The sequence below is a fragment of the Pseudoalteromonas prydzensis genome, from assembly GCF_011050055.1.
GTDB classification, from domain to species: domain Bacteria; phylum Pseudomonadota; class Gammaproteobacteria; order Enterobacterales; family Alteromonadaceae; genus Pseudoalteromonas; species Pseudoalteromonas prydzensis_A.
In genome coordinates this window covers 19,315-27,042 of sequence record NZ_DRGM01000191.1, presented here as the reverse complement: position 1 = coordinate 27,042, position 7,728 = coordinate 19,315, and the positions used below count along the sequence as shown (strand labels likewise).

Genomic DNA, 7,728 nt, shown 5'->3' with positions numbered 1-7,728 from the left:
CAATAGAAAGAAGTGCTTTCATTGTTTTTCTCCCTCGATGATTCATTTTAAGAGTAGCAATAATTCATCAACATGTTATGAATTAAGGTAAATAACTCAGTACTTAATAGCTATTTTTAATGATGGCGGCTGACAATCGAGAGAATTTCTCGGGTATCGTGAACAAGATGAATTAACCTATCATCAACTTCCAATAAAATTAGACCCTTACGGTCATGGCGCTCAATCGCTCGGCCACGGCGATAAATATCTCTATCAAGACGATCGCCACGGTGATATTTTTTGTACCAACCGGGTGGTAAGCCGCGCCCACGAGCCACCTTTTTATACAAACCTGGCGGAAGTTCACGGTAATAAACCGTATCGTGATGTTTACGACGGTGTTTATAATATTTTTTATGATGCTTTTTGCTGTGTTTTTTATGTTCATGGCGATGTTCATAACGCTCATGTTCACGCTCATGCTTGGCACTGACTTCTAACGGCAATAAACTCAAACCAAGCACAGCCAAAGATAGGGGGATTAATTTATTCATAGTTACTTCCTGCAATAGTGCTGCGTTTGACTAAAGCCTATCAAGTTAGCCTGAATCAAAGATGAAAGTAATTGTAAAGAATGTAAAGATAGTGAGTACTTACAGCTTTGTGTTTTAACAAACAATTAGTTAGCTTTATCCCATAATCCGAACAAAGTGATGTAAACACAAAATAATAAAAACCAGCTGACAAAACACAACACATTCGTATATTATTAACTCACTTACCTTATTGGAGTTTGCGCATTGATGAATAACTAACACCTGTTGAAATTCGTTTTATTTATTTGAATTTACAGGGTTAGTGGGCGCAAAATTCGTCATATTTCTAGCAATATACTTAACGATACCTAGTTAATCTTAATTGCTTTGCGCGCCATGCCCTGCTTACTCCAGAGGCATTATGCAGTCATTACACATTCATAATTTAAGCTATCAACACCCTGATGGCCATGTACAATTTAACCAGCTTAATTTTTCAATCCCCGAAAAGCTCACCGCGATCATCGGTGCTAATGGCAGCGGAAAATCAATATTGGTGAGCATATTGGCAAATCAACAGCAAGCCAGTTCGGGCCATGTTGAATTTACGGGCACTCGTTTAGCCGTATCACAACAGCAATTAAGTGATCACTCTTTACAAAGCTCAGCCAGCACTATCGCCCAATTATTGGGTATAGATAAAAAGCTGGCAGCGCTTGCACGTATTACGCACGGGAGCATTGCTGAGGCAGATTTTGCGCTAATCGGCGACGATTGGTTATGTGAGCAAAATTATCAACAACAGTTGTTGAGCCTAGCTATTGAAGCACCACTGACTACCCCAATAAGCCATTTGAGCCCCGGCCAACAGCGGTGCTTAACGCTTTATTGTGCCCTGCAAGCACAGCCTGATTTACTGATTTTAGATGAGCCAAGTAATCATTTAGACCAAACAGCAAAGCAATGGTTAATAACGCAATTGCATACCTTTGCAGGGCAAATAGTGATTGTTAGTCATGATCGCCAATTACTTGATCACTGCGACGCTATCATTGAGTTAAACAGTCTCGGTATCCATTACGAGACCGGTAACTACCAGCATTTTTGCCAGCAAAAAGCACTGCAACAAACGGCGCTAACTAAACAAATTGCTCACCTAGCAAAAGAGCAAAAAAAACACCAACAACAAACCCAGCTAAACCATGAAAAAGCGCAGCAAAGAGCGGCGCAAGGCAATAAACATCGCAGCAGCGCCAGCCAACCTAAAGTGATGTTAGATTTTAAGAAAAACAGTGCCCAAGCCAATAAAGGTGCTAGCGAGCGTTTAGCATCAGCGAAGCTAAACGCCTTAGCCGAAAAACGGCAAACACTGCAACAGCAACTGCCGAACAGCATTGAACGAAAGTTAAAGTTCAGCCAACCCAGCAGAAATAAACGTTTGCTGTTTATTGATAAGCTTTGCTTGCCTTTTGCTAGCAGTAACCAGTCTGTGACCTTACAAATAAACAGTGGCGATAAATTACATATTGCAGGGCCAAATGGCTCGGGTAAATCAACGCTACTGAGGATGATCAATGAATCTGCAAAGTCATCCGTAGCAACGGTAATTCATCTAAACAGCAAGGTGCTTTATATTGACCAGCACTGCTCATTTTTAACCGCCACTGACAGCTTAGTCAAAGCACTAGAGGTACATTGTGCTCTAGAGCTACAAACAATCCGCCATCTACTAGCGAATATTGGTTTCAAGGGCGATGATGTATATCGGCCAATTAGTCAACTTAGCGGCGGCGAGAAAATGCAATTAGCCATGTTAATTGCCGCGCAAAATGCGGGGGACTATTTATTATTACTAGATGAACCCGATAACCATTTGGATCTTGATAACAAGCAGCAACTTGCACAAAATCTTGCTGATTTTACTGGCAGCTTTATATTGGTAAGCCACGATGAGGAGTTTGTAAAGCAATGCCAACTTACCCAGCAACTCAACCTGTATTAATTGCTTCCAAGTATTAAAATTGCTACTTTATACTTGTTAAATAATTAAATTCATTAGGAAAATAATGCGTTCACTCGTTGCAATCCCATTGTTACTTATCAGTACTCATGCATTAAGTCAGCAAAAAAATACAGCTATTGAACGCATTACTACCACCGCGTCACGCTCAGAAGTTAACGCTGATCCGCTACCTTTAGTAATAAGCAGTATCACTAAAGAGCAGCTAGATTTAATTGCCCCGACTCATATTGAACAAGTGTTAAAACAGGTTGCTGGTGCCAATGTACAACACGGTAATGGTCAAGAATATTTACCCGCACTGCGCTCTCCTGTACTTTCTGGCGCGGGTGCCTGTGGTGGATTACTCACCGCTGAAGACGGCATCCCCCTGCGTGCGGCAGGCTTTTGCAATATTAACGAGTTATTTGAAGCACACACTGAAATGGCCGAGCGGGTTGAAGTATTAAAAGGCCCAGGCTCTGCCCTTTACGGCTCCAACGCCGTACATGGGGTTATTAATGTGATCACCCCTGATACCACTTATGATGAACATTTGCTCGGCGTTGATTTAGGCTCGTACGGTTACAGCCGTTTAAAACTGAGAAGCGGTAAAGATTTAGGCAATCAAGGGGTTGGCATCAATGCCAGTGTTACTCGCGATAGCGGTTACCGTGATGATGAAAGCGTCGTTCAAGAAAAGCTCAACGTGCGTCATCGCTATACAAGTGATAAATTGTCTGTTACTACAGGGCTGAGTTACAGCCACTTAGATCAACAAACCGCAGGCTTTATTGAAGGCTTTGAAAGCTATAAAGATGATGAAATAGCCCAGCAAAACTTTGATCCTGATGCATTTAGAACAGCCCGTTCGTTTCGGCTTTGGTCAAAAGCACAATGGCAAACCGCACAAGATACGCTCACCATTACCCCGTATGTGCGTAATCAAAGTATGACCTTTTTTAAGCACTTTTTACCGGGCACACCACTTGAAGAAAACAGCCAAAATGGCTTTGGCATTCAATCACTTTGGCAACACGATTACTCAGCTTCATTAACGCTGAACTTAGGACTCGATAGCGAATACACCCGTGCTGACTTTCTCCAATATCAAGACGAGCCAACCCAAGGTTCGGCGTTTTTAGTCGCCACAGTGCCGCAAGGTAAGCATTACGATTACGATGTAAACAGCACGCTACTCGCCCCTTTTATCAGCCTCGATTGGCAATGGCAGCAACTCGCCATCAGCTTAGGCGCGCGCTTTGAGCAACTCAATTACGATTACAGCAATAATATGCTCGCTGGGCGCACAAAAGAAGATGGCAGCGAATGCGCAATGGGCGGTTGTCGTTACTCTCGCCCGCCAAGTGGCGAAAATAAATTTACCAATACATCGCCTAAACTTGGCCTGAGTTATCAATTAAGTGCTGATAATTATTTATATGCAAACCTATCTCGCGGTTATCGTGCGCCGCAAGCGGCTGAGCTTTATCAGTTACAACGCGAGCAACAGGTTGCCGAGCTAGAGTCAGAAACAGCAGATAACCTTGAAATAGGCGTTAAAGGACAATATCAACAATTGCATTATGTACTCTCTGCATATGCGATGAACAAACAAAACGTGATTTTTCGCGATAGCGACTTTTTTACCATTAATGACGGGCAAACTCAGCATCGCGGTATTGAACTTGAGCTTGATTATCAACTTACTCAGTCAATAAAGCTTGCCCTTGCTGCAAGCCATGCGGTGCACACCTACGACTATGACCAAGTGTTATCTGGGGTAAATATTAACGGCAACGATATAGACACGGCACCGCGTAATATTGCCAACCTACAAGCCAACTGGCAAATCAGCAATAACACCCTCGTTGCTATTGAATGGCATCATGTCAGTGACTATTTTACCGACCCTGAAAACCTACACAGTTACGCAGGTCATGATTTAATTAATTTACGTGGGGCTTGGCAGCTCACTGAACGGTTAAAACTAACCGCGCGCATTAACAACCTAACCGACACCGCCTATGCCGAGCGTGCCGATTATACTAGCTTTACTGGCGACCGTTATTTCCCAGGGCGACCACGTAATGTGATGTTCTCAGCAAGTTATTCTTGGTAGCTACCAAGTTTAGGTAAGTTCGCCATATAGCGAACATAGTTGTATAAGACCAAAAAGATAGCCATATAGCGAACCTAAGTGGATTATCTTTTATTGTAATAGCTGTTTATATTGCGCATTTAAGTGCACCTTGAGTTCGGGGTGCGCTGCTAATAATTCAGTCAGCTGTGCTTTAGCGGCCGTGGTATTACCATCTGCAATAAATGTATCTATACGCCTAAATTTATTTGCTACCTCTGCGGTGATAATTTCAAGCTCTAATAACAACGCACTTTTCGCTGTCATGCTTGGTGCGGCAAATTGTCTGCCAGCCATTTTTTCACTTTGTTGGCGCTGCTGGGTTTGTTTTAATTGCATCATTTGAGCTTGTTCTTGCGCTTGCTCTTGTGTTTCGTTTTGCATCATTTCAAGTGAGGCTGCTGGTGATTTAGCTGGTTGTTCATCAGCTAAAATTTGCAGCTCATTCAGCTCTGACGACTGTTGATACTGTTCGCTATTTTGCACATATAAAACCGCCACTAACACCAGTGATGCCGCAGTAGATAATTGCCCATACCAAGTTTGATAAAAGCGCTTAGGTTTATGAATTGGGGGGACTTTATTGTCTGCAACCTCATCTGCTGCGCGTTTTAGTATTTGCTCATCAAGTTGTGAACTTGGCTGCTCCGTTGCACCACGTTTATAAAGTGAAGCAATATCATGACTGGTTAACTTATCGCTCATTGCTAGTCTCCAATTTATACTTGATACATTGCTTTAACTTAGCTTGTGCATAACGGATGCGGCTTTTTATATTTTCAGTTGTTTCAACCGCTAATTCGGCAATTTCTTTGAGGGTAAAACCAGCTTCGTGTTTAAGTAAAAATGCTTCTTTTTGCTCTCGGGGCAATTGCGCTAAACACACTTTTAGCTGCGCGGCTTGCTGGTCTTGCTCAAGTTTTTCAGCAGCTGATTGACTGTTATGATCGGCAAAATCGGCAGTTTCAAGATATTGATTATCGTCGTCTAACCACTTACTTTGCGTACCAGTTCGGCGGTAATGATCAATTAATTCATTATGGGCAATACGATACAACCAAGTAGTAAATTTGGCGCTCGCTTGATACTGCGAACGGGCTTTTATTAGCTTGTTCCATACTTCTTGATAGAGCTCTTCAGCCACTTGCGGGGTTGCACACTGGCGTAAAAAATAACGATATAAACTATTTTTATGGCGGGTGTACAACTGCGAAAAAGCCTGTACATCCCCTTGCCCATAACTCAACATTAATTGCTCATCAGCGAGTTCCGTCATAACGTCCTTTACTTATATCACTGTGCCGCTACTTAAATCATAATGCCGCAGCATTATTTACCAGTTGCACAAACTCACTACGATAGCCAAATGTGTCACTGCCTTTGTTAGCGGTTGCCAATTTAGCACAATCTTCATACTGCCAGTCTCCGGTATATTTTGCACCTTTTAGTAACTGAGCAAACCCAGCAACTGCCGCGGCAAATTTAAAATCGGAACTTGCCTGCGATAACGGCTGTATTTTATCACTACTGATAGCTTGCGTAAGCAATTCGCTTTGCTCGCCGTCAGGCTGTTTGAAACGCACTTTTACAAAAGCGAGTTCATTGCTGGCAACCGGTTTCTCATTAGTTTTAGACTGATAACGCAGCTCATCAATTTGTTTATGATCGGAGTTGGCTAAGGTTATTTCATATAACGCCGTTACTGTATGCCCTGCCCCTAACTCTGCGGCATCGACCTTATCGTTATTAAAATCTTCATTAGCGAGTACGCGATTTTGATAACCAATTAAACGATATTCAGCCACCTGCTGTGGATTGAATTCCACTTGAATTTTTACGTCTTTGGCAATAATTTGCATGGTACTGCTGAGTTCATCAACCAGTACTTTGCGTGCTTCGTTAATGTTATCAATATACGCATGTTGGCCGTTGCCAATATTAGCTAATTGCTCCATTAAGCCATCGTTATAATTACCTTGGCCAAAACCAAGCGTGGTTAGTGCAACGCCCGTTTTGCGCTTTGCTGCCACCAGCTCTTTGAGCTTATCAACCGATTGCATGCCTACATTAAAGTCGCCATCGGTGGCCAAAATCACTCGATTAATACCGTCTTTTTTAAAGTTCTGCTGTGCTATTTGATACGCAAGCTCAATGCCTTGCTCGCCATTTGTTGAACCGCCTGCGGCCAGTTTATCTAACGCTGCGCTGATAGCTTGTTGATCATTGCCTTTAGTTGCTGGCAATACCACACCTGCGGCTCCGGCATACACCACAATGGCAACAGAATCATTTTCATCCAATTGCTTAGTTAGCATGGTTAAACTGGTTTTTAATAAGGGTAATTTGTTGGGTGCATTCATAGAGCCAGATACATCCAGTAAAAACACTAAATTCGCCGCTTTTAAATCAGCTTTTTCAATTTCAAAACCCTTAATGCCAATTTTAAGTAATTGGCGATGCGCATTCCAAGGCGCCGTTGCAACCTCAGTATGCACCTTAAACGGTGTGCTGATAGTTTCAGGCGCACTGTAGTCATAATCAAAATAGTTAATAAAGGCTTCTTCGCGTACCGCATCACTTGGCGGTAGCTGCCCCATATTTAACATTCTACGAGTATTACTGTAACTGCCCGTGTCTACATCAATTGAGAAAGTAGATACCGGCTCAGTGACTGTTTGTTTAACTGGATTCTGCTGGGATTTTAAATAGTTTTCACGATCTTGCTCTGACACCAATACCACGTCATCAACTGGAGTTGGCGGCATCGGCGGCAATATCGGGCGCTGCATAGCAACACTTGCATGCATCATCCCTTGCGGCATGGCTTCATAACTTACAGCATGTTGTCTCTGCCTTGTTTGCACTTGTAGCTCTAATTGCTGTTCATCGTTTTGTTTGCTCTTCGCCGCATTGTTTGTTTGGTTTTGTTGTTCATCAACCTCACTTTGTGAACTTTGCTCACAACCGGTTAAGCCAACTATAACCGCAAGGCTCAACACCGTTAAACGTAAATTAATTGCTTGGATGTTACTCATCTTGTTATTCATAAAATCACCTTAGCTTTTATTAAA

6 protein-coding genes are annotated in these 7,728 nt (G+C 42.5%); 2 read left to right on the top strand and 4 right to left on the bottom strand.

Features of this window, described 5'->3' with window-relative positions; translation table 11 throughout:
- Window positions 1–116 precede the first annotated feature (116 nt).
- On the bottom strand, window positions 117–536 hold the full coding sequence (locus ENH88_RS19755) for a hypothetical protein (RefSeq protein WP_304184946.1): 420 nt from the start codon (window positions 534–536) through the stop codon (window positions 117–119).
- Between the two features lie 403 nt (window positions 537–939).
- Here ENH88_RS19755 and ENH88_RS19750 point away from each other — a divergent pair, with 403 nt between their 5' ends.
- Window positions 940–2,520: an ATP-binding cassette domain-containing protein gene (locus ENH88_RS19750; RefSeq protein ID WP_304184945.1), complete on the top strand. Its 1,581-nt coding sequence runs from the start codon at window positions 940–942 to the stop codon at window positions 2,518–2,520.
- A 64-nt stretch (window positions 2,521–2,584) separates the two neighbouring features.
- On the top strand, window positions 2,585–4,639 hold the full coding sequence (locus ENH88_RS19745; protein WP_304184944.1) for a TonB-dependent receptor: 2,055 nt from the start codon (window positions 2,585–2,587) through the stop codon (window positions 4,637–4,639).
- A 90-nt stretch (window positions 4,640–4,729) separates the two neighbouring features.
- On the opposite strand, the gene ENH88_RS19740 is transcribed toward ENH88_RS19745, so the two are convergent.
- From ENH88_RS19740 to ENH88_RS19730, 3 genes are read right to left on the bottom strand one after another with little or no spacing between them, the layout of a single operon-like run.
- Window positions 4,730–5,362, bottom strand: a complete 633-nt coding sequence (locus ENH88_RS19740; RefSeq protein WP_304184943.1) for a hypothetical protein — start codon at window positions 5,360–5,362, stop codon at window positions 4,730–4,732.
- Window positions 5,352–5,933 (bottom strand): sigma-70 family RNA polymerase sigma factor, encoded by a 582-nt coding sequence (locus ENH88_RS19735; RefSeq protein ID WP_304184942.1) that lies wholly within the window; start codon window positions 5,931–5,933, stop codon window positions 5,352–5,354. The genes ENH88_RS19740 and ENH88_RS19735 overlap by 11 nt, the downstream gene beginning before the upstream one ends.
- A 37-nt stretch (window positions 5,934–5,970) precedes the next feature.
- Window positions 5,971–7,704, bottom strand: coding sequence for a vWA domain-containing protein (locus tag ENH88_RS19730; protein ID WP_304184940.1), 1,734 nt, complete (start codon window positions 7,702–7,704; stop codon window positions 5,971–5,973).
- Window positions 7,705–7,728 lie beyond the last annotated feature (24 nt).